The 20,309-nt window shown below is 58.1% G+C and carries 14 protein-coding genes and 1 tRNA gene; 5 read left to right on the top strand and 10 right to left on the bottom strand.

The window, feature by feature from the left end; translation table 11 throughout:
* Positions 1-12: 12 nt before the first annotated feature.
* On the bottom strand, positions 13-1,287 hold the full coding sequence (locus INF35_RS03055) for an O-acetylhomoserine aminocarboxypropyltransferase/cysteine synthase family protein (RefSeq protein WP_193500516.1): 1,275 nt from the start codon (positions 1,285-1,287) through the stop codon (positions 13-15).
* A gap of 434 nt (positions 1,288-1,721) precedes the next feature.
* Here INF35_RS03055 and INF35_RS03060 point away from each other — a divergent pair, with 434 nt between their 5' ends.
* Positions 1,722-2,561 carry a DegV family protein gene (locus tag INF35_RS03060; RefSeq protein WP_193500055.1) on the top strand — a complete coding sequence of 280 codons (840 nt, stop codon included), beginning with the start codon at positions 1,722-1,724 and terminating at the stop codon, positions 2,559-2,561.
* 119 nt (positions 2,562-2,680) lie between these two features.
* Here the strand turns inward: INF35_RS03060 and INF35_RS03065 are convergent, their stop codons facing one another.
* The 3 genes from INF35_RS03065 to murC all read right to left on the bottom strand — a co-directional run bounded on the left by INF35_RS03065 (position 2,681) and on the right by murC (position 5,977).
* Positions 2,681-3,841: a hypothetical protein gene (locus INF35_RS03065; protein WP_193500056.1), complete on the bottom strand. Its 1,161-nt coding sequence runs from the start codon at positions 3,839-3,841 to the stop codon at positions 2,681-2,683.
* Positions 3,838-4,398: an RNA polymerase sigma factor gene (locus INF35_RS03070; protein ID WP_193500057.1), complete on the bottom strand. Its 561-nt coding sequence runs from the start codon at positions 4,396-4,398 to the stop codon at positions 3,838-3,840. The genes INF35_RS03065 and INF35_RS03070 overlap by 4 nt, the downstream gene beginning before the upstream one ends.
* A 205-nt stretch (positions 4,399-4,603) precedes the next feature.
* On the bottom strand, positions 4,604-5,977 hold the full coding sequence (gene murC, locus INF35_RS03075; RefSeq protein ID WP_193500058.1) for a UDP-N-acetylmuramate--L-alanine ligase: 1,374 nt from the start codon (positions 5,975-5,977) through the stop codon (positions 4,604-4,606).
* 191 nt (positions 5,978-6,168) lie between these two features.
* On the opposite strand from murC, the gene INF35_RS03080 reads away from it, so the two are divergent.
* From INF35_RS03080 to INF35_RS03090, 3 genes are all read left to right on the top strand, one after another.
* Positions 6,169-6,396 (top strand): hypothetical protein, encoded by a 228-nt coding sequence (locus INF35_RS03080; RefSeq protein WP_193500059.1) that lies wholly within the window; start codon positions 6,169-6,171, stop codon positions 6,394-6,396.
* A gap of 154 nt (positions 6,397-6,550) precedes the next feature.
* On the top strand, positions 6,551-6,925 hold the full coding sequence (locus INF35_RS03085; RefSeq protein WP_193500060.1) for a desulfoferrodoxin family protein: 375 nt from the start codon (positions 6,551-6,553) through the stop codon (positions 6,923-6,925).
* 187 nt (positions 6,926-7,112) lie between these two features.
* A complete protein-coding gene (locus INF35_RS03090) occupies positions 7,113-7,925 on the top strand; it encodes a DUF975 family protein (RefSeq protein WP_193500061.1) in 813 nt (270 codons plus the stop codon).
* A 111-nt stretch (positions 7,926-8,036) separates the two neighbouring features.
* On the opposite strand, the gene INF35_RS03095 is transcribed toward INF35_RS03090, so the two are convergent.
* From INF35_RS03095 to INF35_RS03105, 3 genes are all read right to left on the bottom strand, one after another.
* Positions 8,037-8,960, bottom strand: coding sequence for a hypothetical protein (locus tag INF35_RS03095; protein ID WP_193500062.1), 924 nt, complete (start codon positions 8,958-8,960; stop codon positions 8,037-8,039).
* Positions 8,961-8,980: 20 nt separating this feature from the next.
* Positions 8,981-14,257, bottom strand: coding sequence for a fibronectin type III domain-containing protein (locus tag INF35_RS03100; protein ID WP_193500063.1), 5,277 nt, complete (start codon positions 14,255-14,257; stop codon positions 8,981-8,983).
* Positions 14,258-14,809: 552 nt separating this feature from the next.
* Positions 14,810-17,800 carry a beta-glucosidase gene (locus tag INF35_RS03105; protein WP_193500064.1) on the bottom strand — a complete coding sequence of 997 codons (2,991 nt, stop codon included), beginning with the start codon at positions 17,798-17,800 and terminating at the stop codon, positions 14,810-14,812.
* 377 nt (positions 17,801-18,177) lie between these two features.
* Between INF35_RS03105 and INF35_RS03110 the strand changes: the two genes are divergently transcribed.
* Positions 18,178-18,254 (top strand) — tRNA-Pro (locus INF35_RS03110).
* Positions 18,255-18,586: 332 nt separating this feature from the next.
* On the opposite strand, the gene INF35_RS03115 is transcribed toward INF35_RS03110, so the two are convergent.
* The 3 genes from INF35_RS03115 to INF35_RS03125 form a co-directional block, all read right to left on the bottom strand.
* Positions 18,587-19,102, bottom strand: a complete 516-nt coding sequence (locus tag INF35_RS03115; protein ID WP_193500065.1) for a hypothetical protein — start codon at positions 19,100-19,102, stop codon at positions 18,587-18,589.
* Position 19,103: 1 nt separating this feature from the next.
* The gene (locus tag INF35_RS03120; protein WP_193500066.1) at positions 19,104-19,643 is read right to left on the bottom strand and encodes a hypothetical protein; all 540 of its coding nucleotides are present in this window, start codon (positions 19,641-19,643) and stop codon (positions 19,104-19,106) included.
* A gap of 286 nt (positions 19,644-19,929) precedes the next feature.
* Positions 19,930-20,142 carry a hypothetical protein gene (locus tag INF35_RS03125; protein WP_193500067.1) on the bottom strand — a complete coding sequence of 71 codons (213 nt, stop codon included), beginning with the start codon at positions 20,140-20,142 and terminating at the stop codon, positions 19,930-19,932.
* Positions 20,143-20,309 lie beyond the last annotated feature (167 nt).

A 20,309-nucleotide genomic window follows, 5' to 3' on the forward strand; every position in this document is an offset into this window, starting at 1 on the left:
GGACGGTTTTGATCAGATCTTGTCCAGAGCCTGGGCGATGTCGGCGATCAGGTCGGCCTTATCCTCCAGACCGCAGCTCATGCGGACCAGATCAGGCTTGACGCCGGCGGCTGCCAGCTGCTCGTCGTTCATCTGGCGATGGGTGGAGCTGGCGGGATGCAGGCAGCAGGTACGGGCATCGGCCACGTGGGTCTCGATGGCCGCCGTCTTGAGATAGCCCATGAACGCCTTGGCAGCATCGCGGCCGCCCTTGACGCCGAAGCTGACCACGCCGCAGCTGCCGTTGGGCAGGTACTTCTGGGCCAGGGCATGGTATGCATTGCCGGGCAGACCGCAGTAGTCCACGTAGGCAATCTTGGGATGAGACGCCAGGAACTCGGCGACCGCCTGGCCGTTCTCGCAATGGCGGGCCATGCGGACATGGAGGCTCTCCAGGCCCAGGTTGATCATATAGGCGTTGATGGGGCTCTGGGTGCAGCCGAAGTCCCGCATGAGCTGGGCCGTGGCCTTGGTGATGAAAGCGCCCTCCTTGCCGAAGCGCTCGGCATAGGTGATGCCGTGGTAGCTGTCGTCGGGGGTGGTCAGGCCGGGGAATTTGTCGGCATGGGCCATCCAGTCGAACTTGCCGCCGTCAATGATGGCGCCGCCCACAGTGCCGCCGTGGCCGTCCATGTACTTGGTGGTGGAGTGGGTCACGATGTCGGCGCCCCACTCGATGGGACGGCAGTTGACCGGGGTGGCAAAGGTGTTGTCCACAATCAGGGGCACGCCGTGGCGGTGGGCCGCAGCGGCAAAGCGCTCAATGTCCAGAACCGTCAGTGCGGGGTTGGCAATGGTCTCGCCGAACATGGCCTTGGTGTTGGGCTGGAAGGCAGCGTCCAGCTCCTCATCCGTGGCATCGGGGGAGACAAAGGTGGCGGTGATGCCCATCTTGGCCATGGTGACCGAGATCAGGTTGAAGGTACCGCCGTAAATGGAGCTGGAAGAAACAATGTGGTCCCCTGCGTTGCAGATGTTGAACAGGGCAAAGAAGTTGGCCGCCTGGCCGCTGGAAGTCAGCATGGCTGCGGTACCGCCCTCCAGCTGGGCCAGCTTGGCCGCCACATGATCACAGGTGGGGTTCTGCAGGCGGGAATAGAAATATCCGGAGGCCTCCAGGTCGAACAGCTTGCCCATATCGTCGGAGCTGTCGTACTTGAAGGTGGTGCTTTGGATGATGGGGATCTGGCGCGGTTCGCCGTTGGCGGGGGTATAGCCGCCCTGCACGCAGGCCGTGCCGAGAGACATCGGTTGATTAGCCATGGTTCGGTACTTCCCTTCTATGTAGTTGCGATGCCGGGAAAAGCCGCCTGCAGCGGCCCGTAAAAACCCGGCAGGCATATAGTTTTATTGTAGTCGCTGCCCCGCCTGATTGCAAGAGAAGTCATAAAATATCATAAAAAACCGCATTTTATGCTTCCGTGCCGGGCAGCGGGACAGGCTGATCTCCGGGATATGCAGGGATTGGGGCTTTGCTTGACGGGGTACGGCACAGAGCATATAATTATAAGATAGAGATGTATGCGGCTGCCCGCCGGTCTTGCTGTCCGACCGTTTGATTTTTCCCTCGGAGCGGGCCGGTTTTCCAAAAATTCACCGTATCATCACCGCATTTTATTATGACAGGCGGTCCTGTGGCTTTTGGGGCCGGCGGTCCGCTGTGCAGATAGGAGGCATATGCTATGTCCTGGATGATCGTTTCCGACACTTCCTGCGAGATCCGCCACATGGAGGACCTTGCACCGGGGGTGCAGTTCGGGCTTGTCCCCTTCAAGATCCGCGTGGGCGAGCGGGAATTCGTCGATCTGCCTACGCTCAATGTCCGGCAGATGCTCCAGGCAATGACCGACTACAACGGCGGCAGCTCCACCGCCTGCCCCAGCCCCGAAGAATGGGCAGAGCTGTTTTTGCAGGCCGACAACGTCATTGCCCTCACCATCAGCCACAACCTGTCCGGCAGCTACAACGCCGCCCAGAGCGCCCGGGAAATGGTGCTGGACGAATACCCGGACAAAAACATCTTTATTCTGGACACCCTGAGCTGTGCAGGCGCCCTGGCGGAGGCCGCCTGCCTGGCCAACCGGCTGATCGGCGAGGGCCGCAGCTTCGAGGAAGTCTGCCGTGCTCTGACGGTCCACAACGATTCCGGCCATATCCTGTTTGCCCTTGCCAGCTTTGACAATCTGGCCAAGGCGGGCCGCGTCAGCCGCGTGGTTGGCTTTATTGCCGGTGCCCTCAACATGCGGGTGCTGGGCCGCCGTACGCCCGACGGCAAAATCGACTTTTTCTACAAGACCCGGGGCGAAACCCGTGTCCTGGCCCGCATTCTGGAGCAGATGGACCAGGACGGCTTTGATTGCAGCCACACCGTGCGCATCAGCCACTGCAACAACGAAAAGGCCACCGCCCTGCTGGAGCACGGCATCCATGCCAAGTGGCCGGATGCGGAGGTCCTTATTACTCCCTGCGCCGGACTGTGCAGTTTCTACGCCCAGGACCAGGGCCTGATCCTGACCTATTGATGCTGCCGCCTGATGCGGCAAACACACACCGCAAACCAATATGACCCCGCCCCCGCATGGCACAGGACTGCGCCTTTGCGGGGGCGGGGTTTTCGTATTGGGGAGACTGGCCGGGAGAATCAGGCTGCGGGAAGCTGCCAGATCTCGCTGGTCATGGTGCCGTCCTCATTTTTTACGAGGACCTGGGCCGTGACGGTGGTGCCGTCAGAGCTCGTCTGCCAGACGAGCTCCGTCTCCCCTTCCGTCCAACTGTCCCGGGACAGATAGGCACCGTCTGCAAAGTACCAGCCGGAGCCAAGATTGCCGTCGGCCGGGGCCGCCGTCTGAGTGTCCAGCAAAGTACCTGCCGCACGGATTTCCGCCGGGGTCATGGCGGAAACCCGTTCCATGGCATCGTCTGTGGCAGCATGCGGTTCCTCGTCGTTGGGATTTTCAGCCGTTTCGGCCTGCTCGGGACCGCCGGCCTTCCACTCGTCGATCCAGGCCCGGGCAGCCTCCGGGTCCGCCTTGCCCTCATCCAGCGGCAGATCAAACACCAGGTTGACGCCCGCATAGTCCGGGTCCGCAGTGATGGCTCCGGTGGTCTCGTCAAACCGGAAAGCCTCGGTGTTATAGAAGGCGCCTCCGGTGGACACGCAGAGCACCACATCCCGGTCGGCAAACATTTCCACGTTATCGCAGCCCAGGAACAGGTAGCGGACACCGTCCCGGACCACATCCCTGCGCTCAGGGTTGAGCCAGTACTGGGCAGGCTGCAAATCGGGAATGGCCAGCCGCATCTGGGCAAAGCTGTTCGACAGACGGAAGGGATCGCTCTCATCAGACAGTTCCGGCATGGGGGTGCCGTCCGACTTCCGTACCGCCACCACCGCATAGGTCGTGCCGTTGTCCGGCTCGCCGTCGGTCCAGCCGCTGCTCCAGGTATCGGTGAGATGATCGCCGGTCACCAGGCCCAGCAGCGTCACGTCATAGCCCCCATCGGACTGGGTCTCGTTGACGGCAACGGCACCTTCCCCCTCAAACAGAGCGGCCACGTCGCTCTCCCCCACCGCCTCTGCGGCCTGAGGAGCGTCCATCAGCACCCCGGCAGCGTACACACCGCCGCCCAGGCAGGCAGCCGCCAGCACAACAGCAACGGCAACGGGCAGTTTGCGTTTTTTCATGTCAGGTTCTCCTTTCGGCAAACGGGCAGCGCCTTCCCGGCGCGCCGCCCGGCAGATGGCCTGCCGGTCCAGCCCGTAGGCCGAAAGTGCGTTGCGCATCAGATCAGATTCTTTCATGATTCGGCACCGTCCTTTTGATACAATTCTCGCAATTTGGCCAGCGTACGATAGAGCTTGGACTTGACCGTTGCTTCCTTCATGCCCAACGCCTTTGCGGTCTGCGACAGCGGCATATCCAGCCAGAAATGACAGATAAAAATGCGCTGCACATCCGCCGGAAAGGTCTTGAGCCTTGCGGCAATCTCCCCGGCCAGCAGCTTGTCCTCCGCCAGGTTTTCCGGCAGGTCCTGATCCGGAATCTCCCGGGGCGGGCTGCCTTCTTCGGCATCCTCCGTGCCGAAGCGGTCCAGCGAGACCAGGCAGGCCAGCCGCCTGCGCAGGGAATAATACCGGCACAGTCTGGCCTTGGCCACATGCTGGACAAAGGCCCGGGGACGCCGGAAGTACTCCGGTCCTTTCTGCAGCAGAACCGCGTAGACTTCCGCATAGACCTCCTGCATCAGGTCGGGGATCTGCGCAGGGTCTCCGCAGCGGCGGGTCAGGTACAGCAGCGTCGAGTCGCAGGTTTCCTCGTACAGCTTTTCAAAAAAAGGGGTCACTTCCTGAACGTTCAACAGATTCACCTCTTTCACCTGATTCGTGTCGGAAACCAATCGTTTGGTTGCAGGGATATCACGCTGCCGGCCATTTTTTAAGGCTGTACCCGGTGTACGGTCCGCTGTGCACAGACAGCACAAAAAAGCAGGCCGACAGCCATCCGACTGTCAGCCTGTTGTGATGTTCATAAAAAACTGTTGTGCTTTTCCGCGGGCGGAATGCTTATTGCTCCACCATCTTGTCGGCCGCCTTGTACAGGTCGCCGCAGCTCATGCAGACAACAAGGTCGCCTTCCCCGGCGTTTGCCTTGACCCAGTCAGCCGCCTCATCCAGGCCGCCGACCACCACAGCCCCCGGAATGCGGGCAGCCAGATCCTCGCTGCGAACGCTGCCGTCATCCACCTCGCGGCTGCCCATGATGGGCAGAAGCACCACCTGATCGGCGGTCTTGAGCACGTCGGCAAAGTCCTGCATCAGGCTCTTGGTGCGGGAATAGGTAAAGGGCTGATGTACGGCGATGACCCGCTTGTAGCCCATCTCATGGGCGGTCTTGAGGGTCGCGGCCAGCTCGGTGGGGTGATGGGCATAATCATCTACGATGACAGCGCCGTTGCACTCGCCCTTGATCTCAAAGCGGCGGCCGGAGCCCTTGAAGTTCTCGGCGGCACGCTCGGCATCCTCGGGCTGCAGACCCAGGGGACGGACACAGCAGCACATGGCCAGCGCGTTATAAATATTGTGATAGCCGGGCACACCCAGACGAATGTGGGCAAAGTGCGCCTCCAGCTCCTCCACGTCGAACTCATAGAAGCCGGGACGGTATTCCCTGATGTTGACGGCGCGGAAGCGTGCCTCCTGCTCAATGCCGAAGGACAGCACCGGGCGGTCAATGGAGTTGACCACCGCCAGGGTGTTGGGGTCATCCAGGTTGAAGACCACCGTCCGGGACAGCAGCGCAAACTTCTGGAAGGCCATCTTAAGCCGGCCCATGGTGCCGTAGTATTCCAGATGATCGTTGTCAATATTCAGGATGACGCCGATGTAGGGCGTCAGATGCAGGAAGGTCTCGCTGTATTCGCAGGCCTCGATGACGATGCTGTTGCCGCTGCCCGCCTTGCCGTAGCCGTCAATCAGGGGCAGCTTGCCGCCGATCACTGCGGCAGGGTCCTTGCCGGCCAGTTCCAGCATGGTGACGATCATGCTGGTCGTCGTGGTCTTGCCGTGGGTGCCCGCCACTCCGATGCTGTGGGGATACAGGCGGCTGACATATCCCAAAAGAACGCTGCGCTCCACCGTGGCAACGCCATGGGCGTGGGCAGCCTGCAGTTCGGGGTTATCCTCATGGATGGCGGCGCTGTACACAATGAGATCCGCCCCCTGAATGTTGGCGGCATCGTGTTCCAGAGTGACCTGCATGCCCATGGCACGCTCGGACTGGGTGATCTTGGTCTCCTCCACATCACTGCCGGACATGGTATAGCCCTTGGTGTGGAGAATCTGGATCAGCGGGTACATGCCGGAACCGCCGCAGCCGATGAAATGGATATGCTTGACCCCATCCAGCAATTTGGGGTTGTAGCTGTTATAGTACGCCATGAATCGTCACCTCAAAAACGTATTGACCGCTGCACGGGGCCAGCTCCGCAAATAGCAGCCGAAAAACTAGTCTAATAAGCATTATATATTTTTTTGAGTATAAAATAAACACTTTTTCCAAAATTTTGGTATAATTACAGAAAAAGACCTGTTCACTTCGGCATTTTTCTTGAAGAAAGGATGTGTTTTCCATGAAAAAACTGGTGGCGGGTTTCGGGATGTCCGCCTTACCGGACAGGCACCTTTCTCCGCGCCCTCTGCCCGTCAGCCGCACAGACCTGGCCCGGATGGGCATCCCTGCCCGGAAAATTTCCCGCCTCATGCAGGAACTGCAGCGCGCCGCCAACGCCCGGCCTGAACTGGAAAACCGCGTTGCCCTGCTGCATCTGGCCAGGGCAATGGCCGCCGTGCTGCCCTGACCATTTATTTGTTGCTGCGGCAACATCTAGCATGGCATCTGATATGCTATTCTATGCTCACAGCAAACGCTGTGATATGCTTTCAAACAAATGATGCCTTCCGGCTTTTGAACCAATTACAACTGTACTGCACGTTCTGAAAGGAGATTTCATCATGAAAATTTATCGCTGCGCCCATTGCGGCAACATCGTTTTCCACCTCCACGATGCCGGTGTCCCGGTTTTCTGCTGCGGCGAAAAAATGCAGCTTCTGCAGCCCGGCTCGGTGGATGCCGCCGTTGAAAAGCATGTGCCTGCCGTCACTGTCGAGGGCAACCGCGTCCACGCTGTGGTGGGCTCGGTGATCCACCCCATGGTTGAGGAGCACTACATCGAGTGGCTCGCTCTGGAGACCGACCGCGGCGTCAGCGTCAAGTGGCTGAAGGCCGGCGACGCTCCCGAGGCCGACTTCCTGCTGGCTGAAGGTGAGCATCCTGTTGCCGTCTATGCCTACTGCAACCTGCACGGCCTGTGGCGCGCCGAGGTCTGATTCTGACATTTCCGGAAACCTTTTTCCCTATCATTTTCCCATCATGAGAGCGAAGGCTCCGTGTTTGTGCGGGGCCTTCGCTTTTTGCCGCTGCATGGTTTCCTTTTAGCCGGGTCCATGGTATAATGAAACGATCAACAATCCGGTCGGCCCACCCGCGCTGCCGACCCCACAGGAGGTTTTTATTATGTGGACATGCGGCCTTTTGAAGCGCAACGCCAAACAGGCGCTTTCGGGGCGGTACTGGATGTGTACCGCCGTCTGCCTGGTGGCCGGCATCCTCGGCGCAAGCACCGTCTTTTCCAACCTGTCCAGTCAGTTTGAATCTGCTTCCACCTTTTGGGAAGAATGGTCCCAGCCCAGCGTCTGGACCGGCAATCAGACCGATCCCACCCTGTATGAGCTGTTTGACTCTCTGGCTGCCACAGGACTTTTAACTGTCATCCTGTTCAGTATTCTGCTCGGCCTTGTCATCGGCATCATTTACCAGACTTTCGTGTCCGTCCCCCTTTCCGCCGGACTCTGCCGCTACATGATGGAAAGCCGTCAGGGCGGCGCGCCTTTCGGGACGCTGTTCAGCATCTTCCGCACTCCTTATCTGAATGTGGTCAAAGTTCTGTTCCTGACCAACCTGAAAATCGCCCTGGGATGCATTATCATCGTTCCCGGCATCTATTGGGCCTACGCCTACCGTCTGGTTCCCTACCTGATGGCGGAGAATCCCTACCTTACCACCGGGCGGGCCATGGAACTCAGCCGCCAGATGATGCAGGGGGAAAAGTTCCACTCCTTCCTGCTGGAGCTGTCCTTCATCGGATGGGATTTTCTCTGTCTGCTCACCTTCGGTCTGGGGCAGATTTTCCTGGTTGCCTATCGCTATGCCACCTTTGCCGAGCTTTATGCCGCTCTGCGGGCCAAGGCCTTTGCCTACGGCTACACCGACGCCAGTGAACTGGGCGGTTTTGTCCGGCACACGGTCCCCAACTGGTCAAACACCTGATCTTCTTTGTCTGTAGACGATTCAGGCATAACAAAAGCACCGCCGGTCAGACGGAATCCCGTTCTGACCGGCGGTGCTTTGCTGTTTTATGGCTTACGGTTTACAGATGGCTCAGCCGCGGCGCCGCAGGAAAATCACTGCGCCTGCCCCTGCCGCCAGGATGAGGGCGGCCCCAAGGACAAGGCCGAGGCGCAGCGGGAAAGCTGCTTTTTCCTCCTCGCCCGTCTGTTCCGGGGTGGCGGATGCTTCCGGCTGCGTGTCCGGTTCGGCGTCGTCCTCCCCTCCTGCCTCCTGTGCGGAAGGCGTGGCGGTGGGAGCAGCGGTCCCCTTGCCGCCGTTTGTGTTCTGGGAGGAGGCGCCTGCGCTCGGGGCAGCGGGCGCGGGTGTTGCCGCCGGATTTGCCGTATCCTCCTGTGCCGTGGCGGACTGAGAATTGCCGCTGTCGGAGCTTCCCGAGCTGCCGGCATTGTTGTTTGTGCTGCCGCCGGGATTGCTGTCAGGCTTCTGGGTGGAGTCGCCGGAGGAATCTCCGCCGGACGGTTTGTCCGAATCCCCTCCCACCGTAACCTCCGCCGAGACCTGTGCGACCTCGGGCCGGTCGGGAGTACCGAAGGCCGCATTGACCAGCTGGACCGCATCCTCCCCTGCCGTGAGGGTCGCCTGGGCCGGCTTGCCGTCCCGGGTGATCAGTTGAACCTGCCCCAGATCCAGGGTGCCGTCAGCAAAGAGGGTGCTGCGCCCGGACAGATAGACGTTGAGACGGCCGCTGTCCGCATCGTAGCGGTACTCCTGCACGCTGCTCTCAATGGCATCGTCAAAGACAAATTTGGCGTCGAGGGGATCGGTGGAAGTGACGGTGAGGCTCAGCCGCATGGTGGTGATGTCCTGCGTGGTATCGGACGGCAGGTTCAGGCTGACCTGTGCGCCGTCGGTGCTGGGGGTCAGCACCACCGCCCCGCTTTCCTCGGCGGAAACGGCCAGTGCTGCAGCCGCCATCATGCTGCCCAGCAGCAGGGTGGCAAACAGTTTTTTCATGATATTCTCCTTTTGTCTTATCAATGGGTGCTGCCCGCAATGGTGATCTGGGGCAGCTCGCCGGGCAGAGTGACCAACAGGGTGTCGGCGGTCAGGCGCTGGCCCTCGTTGGTGGTGGCATTGTCCACGCGGTAGAGCTCCGCCCGCACCGAGTCAGGCAGCGTAAAGCCTTCCAGGTCGTCCGGTTCGATCCAGTAGACCCAGTAGCCCTCGCTGACCTCGCCCAGTTCCCCGTTATCCGGGTCGGGCGCCAGAATGATCTGCTGGGCACGCAGGCTGCCCTCGGCGTCGATGCCGCCCACCAGATCGCCGTTCTCATCGTAGAGCAGGACCACGTTGTAAGCGGGGTTGCCCTTGTAGCTGCCGGTGAAGACCAGGGAGCCTTCCGGGATGACGTTGCCGTCGCCCTCGTCAAAGCGGTATTCCGTCTTGAGATAGCCGATGCCGTCGGCGAGCAGCTCCACATTGTCACCGGTGGGGCCGAGAACATCCAGCTCACTGATGGAGATCTCGCTGCCCGCCGGGGTCTTGACGATCAGGCGGATTTGGGCGGCGTCGTAGGTGGCGACCCAGGGATCGTTATTCTGGTTGCGGAAGTAAACGGTATTGACCTCGCCGGAGGCAAAGGTGCCGGTGACAACGGTGGTCCACTTGCTGCCGTCAGTGGTGATCTGCAGCTCGTAGTCCTGGATGGGTGTGCCGGAAGTCACCGTGTACTTGAAGCCGGTGGCCGCCAGTGTCTTGTGGAAATCGATGGTGACGGTGGCCTGGCCGGAAGCCGCCTTGCCGGTGTAGGTGGTGGCCTTTTTGTTGTCGATGACCTGGGCGATGGCGGAGACAGTCTCCGGCTCGCAGGGGTCGTGATCGGTGGCGTCGTGGGTGGTATCCTGCTCCGAAACCATGTTGGTGGTCACCGTCCACAGGGCTTTGTCATAGCTGCCGTCGTGACTGATCTTGACGGTGGGCAGCGTCATGCTCTGGGACCGGTTGAGGAACTTGTCCACTGCGGTGACCACATAGGTCACGGTGCGGTTGTTGACCGTGGTGATGGTGTCGGTATAGCTGCTGCCGGCGGCAAAGCCTACCACCTCGGTCTTGGGCTGGCCGTTTTCATAGGTGATGCGGGCAACCTCGTAGCCGAGGATCAGGTCGCTGTCCGCCGTGGAAGCAAAGGTCAGGTTGACCTGATTGGGAGTGACCTCATCCACAACAGCAGCGGTGCCTTCGGTGAGGACCTGCTGTCCCGCAAAGCTGCCGGATGCTGCATGGGTGAAGGCATAATCCCGGGCGTCGTCGTTGACGTAGTAGATTGCACGGGTCTCCTTGTCAAACTGAGCGGCATAGGCGGCCGTGGTCTGGTCGGGCGTCATGCCCCAGCGCTGGAAGAACTCGGTCAGATCCTTCTGGGCCGCCGCACAGGCAAGGCGCATGAGGTTCTGGTCCGAATTGCTGCCCAGGGTCAGGGCAATGCCCTGCGGGGCCGGTGCCGCCGCCGTGTTGCGGGCGTAAGTATCCACACGGGCAAAGAAGCGCCCGTCAAACAGATCCTGATAGTTGTCGTAGAGCTCGTACTCGTAGCTGTCGTCATAGGCGAGGTGCAGCTGCCAGTAGAGAGCCAGCTGGGTGAACACGTTGTCGGAATGTCCCGTGGTGTTGCTGGTGACTTTGCGGTAAACATCGTCGTAGCTGAAACGGACGCCTTCCGCGCTCTGGGAAATCTGAGAGAAGAAGTTGTTGGTGACCTCGACCACCGTGTACTTGTTGTTGTTGATGTTGTGGCCGATCTCATGGGCAATGCCCCAGCCGAAGAAGTTTCCGCTGAGATAGCGGCCATCCTCCCCAAGCACAATGGGATTGCCCTGGGAGAGCCCGGTGACCGAATCCCAGCCGATGCCGATGTGGTTACCGGCCGCGTACATGAAGGCGCCGGCAAACATGCGCATGTAGCGGATGTTCAGATGCTGGGAAGGCAGTTGGTTCCTGGCTCCTGCCCCCTCCAGATTGGTCAGGCCCTTGTGCTGGTAGAAGAGCAGCATCATCTGGTCCATGGCATCCAGAGAGTTGAGCAGTTCAGACGCACGGGCGCCTGTGTCGCCGCTCTTGAGACCCGCCAGAATCTGAGAGGCCGGGACGGACAGCATCATCTGATCCAGCAGAATGTCGGTGGAATTGAGGATGCACTCCTCCGCCTTGTAGTCGTAATCCACCGCGGCATTGCCGGAGCCCTTGTGCAGGGCATTGTGGGTCTCCTCCAGAGCGGCGGTGTAGCGTTCCAGTTCCTCCATGTAAGCAGTGACCAGCGTCAGGCGTTCCTCCGAATCGTCAATGCCGTAAAGGCTGAGAATGGGAATCTTGACGCCGCCGCTGACACGCACCGAGTACTGGGCACCGGCATCGCTGCCGGTATACTGCACGTACAGTGCGCCGCCGTGCTCCGCCGTAAAGCTGACCAGCTCGGGAACAAGGATCTCGTTGCGGCCGATGCGCAGCTGAATGGGCTTGGAGACCACCTGGCCGTACTCGGCATTATACTGGGAGGCGATGAGCTGCAGGGGGGCGGTGTCGCCGGTGGAACCGGTGCTGCCGCCCACGTAGATGACCAGCTCCTCCCCTGCATGGGCGGTGACGCCCAGAGGCTGCCAGGCGTTGAGGCCGTTGATGCCCAGGTGGGTGTCGTTTTTGGCCGAGATGGTGGTGTGGATGGTGACGGCATCGCTGAGGGAAGCCGACAGCAGACCACGGGCGTTTTCCAGCTCGGTCTTGAACTTGTCGTAGTCGGGATGGAGCTCGCCGTTGTCGCGGGTCTCCAGGCGTGCGGCCAGGGCATTGATCTTTTCCTCATCCACGCCCTGGGCCAGGGTCAGGTGGAGGTTGTCGGCATACAGAGCAAAGATGTCGTCCTCCAGACTGTCATAGGCATAGAACCGGATCTCCGAGATGGAGACGGGCGATGCATAATATTTGTATCCCACGCAGACCCGCAGGTAATCGGTCTCGACGCCGCCGGGGATCTTGATGGTGTAGTAATACCGGCCGTTGCCGTCGCTGTGTTTGGCGATGGTCACGCCGGGAACCTGATACTCCTTGCCGCTCTCGTCATGGGCGTAGACACGGACATTCTGGTACAGGCTCAGATCCTCGATCTGCGTCAGGGAGATACTGCCGATCCGGTAGACCTCATCAAAGGTCACACGGACGCCGCCTGCGTCGGGATACTCTGCGCCGTCATCCCAGTCATTGATGCCGTACCAGGAGGCAAAGTCTCCGTCCACAATGCCCCAGGCCGTGTTGCCGGAATCCAGCGGGCTGTCCTTCATGTAACCGGCCGAATGGGTGGCATTGACGATATGACTGGTCACCTCGCCGGCCGACTCGGGGGTATTGATGAGCTTGTAGGCAGGCATCCGCACCGGGTTGATGTTGGCGGTGGATGCCGTTGCCAGCAGCGAGGCCGGGCCTTCGCCCAGTTCATTGACGGCGGTGACGTAGACCTCATACGCCGCGTTGTTTTCCAGATTGCGGATTGTAAAGGAAGTTGCCTTCACACCCGTCTCGCAGAGATAGTCGCCGTCCCCCTGCCTGCGGTAATAGACATTATAACTGTCGGCATCCTTGGCAGCCGCCCAGGAGGCTTCGATGCGCTGGAAGCGGCCGGTGAGCCGCAGGGCATCCGGCGCGGTAGGCAGCTTGTCCGCCTTGGGCACCACAGTAACGGTGTCGCTGTAACCGCTGCGCCACTCGCCGTTGACCGACTGGACACTGACGGTATACTCGGTGCCGTTGGTCAGCTTCTCCCCGCCGAAGGTAGTGACGGTCAGGCTGTTGACCGAGGTGCGGAGGATTTCCTCCCTGTCGCCGCAGCGGATGCGCACCTCATAGCCGGTGATGTTGACTTCCCCGTTCCAGGTCAGTGTAAAGTTCCGGCTGCCGGGCTCGGCCTTGAGGCCGGTGGGAATGTTCATCTCGGGGGCCGGGATGTGGCTTTCCATATCGTTGAGGAACTCCACTTTGGAGATCTCAGCCAGATTGGTGCTGTTGGCGGTGGCCGTCACCGTAATGGTGATTTTTTTGACCGCAATCTGCCCGCCGAAGTCCAGCACCACCGAACCGTCCGGCCGGACCTGTGCGGCTGCCGCGCGGGCCATAACCGCAGCCCCCACCATCAGTTCCATGGTCTCGGTGAGGCCGGTGTCCGGGTCCACATACTCCACAGTCACCACCGCGCCGCTGACGGCGTTGTCGCTGTCGGCAGGCGTCTGGAGGACCATGCCCTCCATGGGCACGCTCTCCTGAGAGGTGGCAAAGTCAAAGCTGATCTCCACCGGGTTCTCGGGCGAGATGGGCTCGCTGGCAGTGTTCTGCAGCGAGAGAGTGGCATTGCCGTTGGTGAGGTCCTCCAGGCTGCCGCTCTCGATCACCGTGTTTTCGTTGGTGGACGGCTTGCTCAGAGCCTCGGGAATACGGGTCACCACAGCAGCCAGATTGTCCCGGGTGTCCTGATAGCTTTCGGCCAGCATCTGGAGGTCGGTCAGGTCCACGGTGCCGCTGCCGTCCAGGTCGCAGGCTGTGGAATTCTCCCCTGCCTCCATGGCATCGATGACCGCGTCAATGTCCGCCTGATCCACGGTGCCGCTGCCGTCCGCATCGCCGATGCGCAGCACGCCGGGATGGACATCGGCAGCACTGTAGGTGAATCCGGCCAGGAAACCGGTGTACAGCTGGACCGAATAGACCAGGTCCTTCACCTCAATGGTCTGGGTGTAGGTCTCAAATCCGCTGCCGCTCACGGTGAGGGTGTAGCGGCCGTTTTCCAGACCGTCGAAGCGCACCGTCCGGGCGGAGGGTGTCGTGTTCTGTGCGTCCGCGGAAAGGGTCAGCGTTTTTTCGGCTGCCTCCTCCCCTTCCCGTGCAAGGCAGACGGTGAACTCCACATCCCGCTGCAGCGGCAGGCCGGACAGAACACAAACCTCAACGCCGGAAATCTGCTCCGGTTGGGAGAACTGTTCCTCCTCTTCATCCAGGGTCAGTGCGGCGGCGTCCTCTGCCGCCGGGGTGGTATCTTCCGCGGCATCTGTCTGGACAGGTGCCTCCGGTTCAAGAGCAGTCTCCGAAGAAGCCGCACGGGGCTCGGCATCCTGCAGTGCCGTATCCTCGCTCTGCCCGGAAGTCTGCGTCTGAAGCAAGTACTGCTTTCCCGACTCCGTTCCGGGCATTTCCTCCGCGCGCGCAATCGAGACCTGTGCCATGATGGAAAACATCATGCAGAAGCTCAGCAAGGTGGCGATGGCTTTTCTCACTTGGTTACATCCTTTCTGTATCCGCCCCAAAAGCTGCCGTGGCTGCACGGCATCACTCCTGGCTAAGATCAGGGCTGCTTTTTAATATTTATTTTGTTGTCGAGTGCGCCGACATTTTACTATAAAAATAGTAGGAAACCAATAGTCAAAGTCATACTTTTTTCAAAAAACTGCTTCTTATTTGCCTTTTCGTCAGTTTGGCATGTTCCTGCACCAAAATCCTACATTTTTTATGGTAAAAGTCAGTGAAAAAAATGGTTTCTCCTCTTGGTTTCACAGGGGGACTGCTCTGTTTTCTTTCCTGTTTGTCCAAAGGTCCATTTACCCCATACTGCGCCAGGAAGTTTTTCTGTTCAGCGGCCTGGTGAAAGGTTTTCTTTGCCGGCATAGCATCTCGATTTTCCGCCCGCAGTGTGTGGGGCGGAAAAGACGTTTCCACAAAAAGTACGAATGTCCGGCAGACTTACAGTTCTGCCGGACATTCGTTACTATTTCATACTTTGTCTTATTTTATTGTGTTGTGTTTTGTCATCGCCTTTGCGCCGTACAATATTATTTTCCTGCGGCCTTGCGCTGCGCCTTGAATTCCCGGTAAGCCTTGTACTCTTCGGTTTTGCGGAACTTGCGCACGCCCAGGATCCACAGCACGGCAGACAGCAGCATGAAGAAGATGGCCGCACAGGCAATGATCTGCGCGATGGTGACCACCATGGGTCTGGTCGGGCTGACCGTGGTGTTGGGGCCGACGCCATTCATGCCGGAGGAATTGGCCAGGGCATACAGATTGTGATGGCAGGCTTCCCGCATGGCATTGACAATGACGGCATCGTTCTCATACTTGGGCAGCTGGTCGGTGACATAAGGCAGCATGGCATCAAAGGTGGTGACACCGCCCGCCATAATGCCATCCACACCGTTGACGTAGGTGGTCAGCACGTTGTCGGTAATGCTCATGCCCAGACTGCCCCACTCGCCGCGCATGATGTTGGTCATCAGGCTCTTGTTGGCGCCGGACCAGGTGGCGCCCCAGCGGGTATAAGCCGTCATGACGCCGTTGGCGCCGCCCTCTTCAAAGGGAGCCTGGAAGGCTTTGAGATAGATCTCACGGGCAGCCTGCTCATTGAGCCAGACGCCCAGACCAATGCGGTCTTGCTCACTGTCGTTGAGGGCAAAGTGCTTCATGACCACATCCACACCTTTTTCCTGAATGCCCTTGACCTCATAGGCGGACATCTTGCCGGACAGGAAACCATCCTCCGAGTAATACTCGAAATTGCGGCCGCCGTAGGGCGTGCGGTGAATGTTGTTGCCGGGGCCATACAGGCAGACGATATCCGCCTGCAGGCAGTTGTTGCCGATGACATTGCCGATCTGATACATCAGGTCGGTGTTGAAGGTCGCCGCCATGACATCTTCCGACGTGAAAGCGGTGGCCGTCAGCTGGGTGGCACCGGACCCCAGCAGGGATGCGGTCAGACCCTGGGGGCCGTTCTCATCCCGGGTGCCGGGAGCTTCAATGGACTTGGCAGGCATCCGCCAGTGGAAGGAATCGCCGATCAGCGAAACCATCTCATCAAAGGTCAGCTGGTCCAGCAGGGACTCCCACTGAGGGTCATCGTATTCCAGGCCGATCATATCATACAGACGCAGACCGTTGTCCGCGCCCAACCGGGGCATGGTGGTTTCCTCATAGTCGGCGGCGTCATACTGGACATCCTGCAGATCGGCGGTCAGCTGCTCGGTCAAAGCAAGCTGCACCGGCTCGGAGGGGAAGGTCCCGGTCCAGTCGCTGCGGCTCAGCCAGGTGACCTGCGTATCCAGGCCATCGTACAGGTTGGGGTCGGCATCGGACAGCTGGTTGGTGATTGGGGTGCCGTTCTCACTGGTGGCATAGGATGCCGCATCCAGGGCAGCCTCGTTCCAGGTGTAGGTCAATGCGGCATCCCCTGCCCCGGTCATGCCGTCGGCAGCGGTATAGCCCTTGGCGGTCAGAATGTTGTTGACCGCGTTGTGCGCGTCGGTGGCAACGGTGAGGTAGTAATCCCCCGCATCCATAATATAGGTGCCGATGCCGTAGGTATCGAAGGACGCCATGTCACGGCGGTCCACCGTGATATCCAGCGTCTCGGACGCGCCGGGCGCCAGTTCCTCCGTCTTGCCGAAGTCCACCAGAGCCACGGAGGCCTTTTCAATGCCGTTTTCCCGGTCATAATCGGTGTAAGGGCTCTGGACGTAGACCTGCACCGTCTCCTTGCCCGCATAGGTATCGCCGGTGTTGGTGACGGTGACCCCCACATGGAACTGGTCCGCAGCCGCGTCGTAACTGACCTGCATGTCGCTGTAGGCAAAGTTGGTGTAGCTCAGGCCATAGCCGAAGGGAAAGGCAACGGTGTCGGCATAGGTGTAATCCCCGGCATTGCCGGTACCCATAACGGCGTCCTCATAGCGGGTCTCGTAATATTTGTAGCCCACATAGATGCCTTCCTGATAAATCATATAGGTGCTGGCATTGGCCGGGACGACGCCCTCGGTGTAGCCCGCATAGGTGATGGGCGTAAAATTCTGCATGGCGGGCGAAGAATAATTGTCATAGCAGTAGGTATCTACCAGACTGCCCGACGGATTGATGTCGCCTGCCAGAATGCCTGCCACTGCATTGATGCCGGAGATGCCCACATCGCCGATCCACAGGCAGGCATCCACGCTGTAATCGTTGTTTTTAAGGAAATCCACCTGCAGCGGGTTGGCAGAGTTAATGAGGACAATGATCTTTTTGACCGTTCCCGCCTGCTTGAGGGCGGCAATGTTCTGCATCATCTCGCGCTCAACATCGCTCAGGGCCAGATAGTTGGTGTCCTGATAGCTCAGGTCTGCACCCTCGCCGCCCACACGGGAGAGCACTACAATGGCGGCGTCCCCGTAATTTGCCACCGAGGCAAGAACATCCTCGGTGTAAACGTTCCAGGGTGCCTCATTGATGGCTGCGCCGGTGGACAGCACGCCGGTACCGCCCACGCGCAGATACTCACTGCCGGGGCCCTCGGTATAGAAATTCCAAAGTGTCTCATTGACCGAGAAGCCTGCTTTTTCCAGAGCATCCTTTAATGTATCTGCGCTGGAGGCATCAATATTGCCCGAACCGGTACCACCATACACCAGATTGACCGACGAGGTGGAAAAGCAGCTGACTGCTGCGCCCTTGGCCAGCGGCAGGGCGCTGTTTTCGTTGGTGAGCAGCGCGGCGCCCTCACCCTCCACCTGCTCGCACAGAGCAAGGCCGTACTCCACCATTTCTTCCGCAGAGGCAAAATCCGAGGTAAAGTACTGAGCCCCGGGGTCCTCGTTCTCCAGGTGCCAGAAAGTACCGCCCACAAAAGCGGCAACCGTGTTGTCAAAGATATGCAGCACCGCATACAGCGGAGTGGCCACCAGCGACACAACCAAGCACAGGATACAAAGCCCCTTCCAGGGTCCCAGCGCCTTGCGTTTCGCCTTTTTGTAGGCCCGCTTCAGCTGCCGCTTTTTCTCTCTTCTTTCATCCATGTTATTTTCTCCTTATACATCATATTGCAGCTGGAAGCCCGCTATGGCAGGAAAGCAGTCCTACAGCGCAACACCAGTGTACCACCTTCCGGAGTTTTTGTAAAATAAAGTCAACATTTTCCTTTGTTTTTATGTATTATGCCTATTTTGTTTCAGATTTTTGTGCAATGTGTTTGTTTTTTGTTTAGGCCGTCATAGAAAGTGTATACCGTACCGCGCTTTTTCTTGCTCGCCGCGCAGAAAACATCGCAGGATCGCCTTTCTTACAGATTTCAAGACTCGAAAAGAAAAAATCCGATTTTTTTGGCAAAAAAGTCTTGACAATCAGGGGGTCGGTGGCTATAATATATCTTGCTGACCGCGAGAGCGCAGCGTATCCGGGTGTAGCGCAGTTTGGTAGCGCGCTTGAATGGGGTTCAAGAGGCCGTGAGTTCGACTCTCGCCACTCGGACCAAGAAAAAACCGCGAAGATTCGTCAAATGCGACGTTTCTTCGCGGTTTTTTCGTGTTTGTTGATTGTATTGTATGGATACTTTTGTACAGGTTTCAACGTAAAGTGTTAGACTAACGCTAGACCAGATCAGAAGGGATTGCCTTTCCAGCGGCCATCTGTCATCGAGAAAAACGCTCTGCGCTCATCGTCGGACAAACGGCTTCCGGTGGTCCCCCCGCAATCAGGCATGGCAGCGGCAGCTCACCGACAATGCTGAACGGGCTGTCTGCGTCGTACTGAATGCCATATCCGAATAAAATCAGGCCGCCGGATAAGAAATCCAGCGGCCATTTTCATTTTTCTTTTGTGTCTCCGGAATGCAGTTCCAAAATGATTTTGATAATGGTCTCATCTTCCTTCAGAGAGAACAGGTACTCCGCGATAATCTTAGGGATCACAATCATAGCAGTAATAATCGTTCCAAGGGAAGTTGCCAGCGCCGCAACGCTTTCCATCTGTTTAATGCATCCAAACGCAATCAGTACCACGATAAGCAGCGGCAAAAGAAAAACGAATGTAAACAAAGCCATGACCCACCAGAAAAACGCTCCTTTGAACTTCTTATTCTGGTTGTATTTGTCTGCATAATTTTTGACGAACTGATCAACCAGCATAGTAAACCGGTTATCTCGTTCCTGAGCTTGTTTTGCTCTCTGTTCTTCAATTTGCTTGCGTCCCTGAAGATTCTCGTCTTTGTCTGTAGGTTGACGGTAGTCAGTGAATAAGCCAAATATTTTTTCGTATCGCTCTTCAAAACCAGCCCTTTTGCCCGCAGCATTCCCAGACGCTTTCGCATCATTTTCTGCCATCTCAGGCCTCCTTGGATAGTTTCAGTCGGTTCGCAACATCCACTTTTGATACCAGAAATTTTTCAGACAAATCTGTTATTACCGACTCATCTTTGATTGCCTCAATCGCCGTGGTATCCCTGTCTCGCAGTTCTCCATCCAAACTATCACTTGGCATCAGGAGATAAAGAGCAAGTTTATAAGCATCATCACTTGTTTCTATGTTTGAATCTATGAAATGAACATTTCCCAGCAGATTCTTTCTGATACACTTGTTTGCGATAAAAAATGCGGTCAAAAGCCTTCTTTCCAACGAATCTTTCGTAGTCAGGAACAAGAAATATTCTTCCTCGCCAAAATTGTAGTCCTTCCAAATTTCTTTTACAACAGCCTTTGCCGCCAGCATAGCCTTCGGATATTCTCTTCCAATCTTATCAAGGTCTTCTGTTTTTCGAATCAGCACTTTAATCTTTTCAATTTCTGCCAATTCATAAATTTCAACAGGGATTTTCCTGTCACCCAACTTCTGTAAAATCTCAGAGGCTTCGCTTCCATAATCCATGTCCGTTATCTCACCTCCAATTTTCTATATTATACCTGTCTGTCATCTTTCCTGCAATAGAAGAGCCATTTTTTGTGCTTTTTCATGCATCTGCATACACACAGGTAGATTTATGTCTCTTTTCCCCCGCAGCTTGTCCCTTCCGCCAGCTTCAGCGCCGCTTCCAGCGCCTCCGCCTTATCCTGCAGGTTCCGACGCTCCTCGGCTGTCGCCCTGGCCTTCACGTGGTCGGCATTGTACCTCGCCCGTGCAGCCAGCTTTCCCAGGGTGTAAATCTGGGATTCCGTCAGCGGTTCCGGCAGATCATATGCTCCCGCGTGTAAGGGTCTTTCCGGTTTGAGGGGAACTCTGCTACCGCCTGCTCCCCTCCCGGGATGCAGTCCACAACCTCTTTCCGTGAGCAGCAGTAAAGCTGCTTGCAGATTTCGATTTGTGCCTTCGGATGTTTTGCCAGCCGGATCATCTTTGCAATTTCGGATTTTTCCTCCTTGGTCAGCACTCGGTAATCACCCCCAGCCAGAGAGCCATGGCTGCGAAAAGCACTCGGCCCATAAGCCCCAGGGGAAACGCAATAACATGCCGCATCATGCAATCAGGTACACGATGTCATACCGTATCTCTCTGTGCGTTTGTCCTTGTCCGGGCCGTGCCATGGATACAGCTTGG

Origin of the sequence: Gemmiger gallinarum (assembly GCF_014982805.1) — a bacterium.
Classification (GTDB): domain Bacteria; phylum Bacillota; class Clostridia; order Oscillospirales; family Ruminococcaceae; genus Gemmiger; species Gemmiger gallinarum.

What these genes read in the sequence shown, in the direction of transcription:
- INF35_RS03055 (WP_193500516.1), bottom strand. Translation starts at nt 1,287, where the DNA reads ATGTCTCTCGGCACGGCCTGCGTGCAGGGCGGCTATACCCCCGCCAAC.
- INF35_RS03060 (WP_193500055.1), top strand. Translation starts at nt 1,722, where the DNA reads ATGTCCTGGATGATCGTTTCCGACACTTCCTGCGAGATCCGCCACATG.
- INF35_RS03065 (WP_193500056.1), bottom strand. Translation starts at nt 3,841, where the DNA reads ATGAAAGAATCTGATCTGATGCGCAACGCACTTTCGGCCTACGGGCTG.
- murC (WP_193500058.1), bottom strand. Translation starts at nt 5,977, where the DNA reads ATGGCGTACTATAACAGCTACAACCCCAAATTGCTGGATGGGGTCAAG.
- INF35_RS03080 (WP_193500059.1), top strand. Translation starts at nt 6,169, where the DNA reads ATGAAAAAACTGGTGGCGGGTTTCGGGATGTCCGCCTTACCGGACAGG.
- INF35_RS03085 (WP_193500060.1), top strand. Translation starts at nt 6,551, where the DNA reads ATGAAAATTTATCGCTGCGCCCATTGCGGCAACATCGTTTTCCACCTC.
- INF35_RS03090 (WP_193500061.1), top strand. Translation starts at nt 7,113, where the DNA reads ATGTGGACATGCGGCCTTTTGAAGCGCAACGCCAAACAGGCGCTTTCG.
- INF35_RS03095 (WP_193500062.1), bottom strand. Translation starts at nt 8,960, where the DNA reads ATGAAAAAACTGTTTGCCACCCTGCTGCTGGGCAGCATGATGGCGGCT.
- INF35_RS03105 (WP_193500064.1), bottom strand. Translation starts at nt 17,800, where the DNA reads ATGGATGAAAGAAGAGAGAAAAAGCGGCAGCTGAAGCGGGCCTACAAA.
- INF35_RS03115 (WP_193500065.1), bottom strand. Translation starts at nt 19,102, where the DNA reads ATGGCAGAAAATGATGCGAAAGCGTCTGGGAATGCTGCGGGCAAAAGG.
- INF35_RS03120 (WP_193500066.1), bottom strand. Translation starts at nt 19,643, where the DNA reads ATGGATTATGGAAGCGAAGCCTCTGAGATTTTACAGAAGTTGGGTGAC.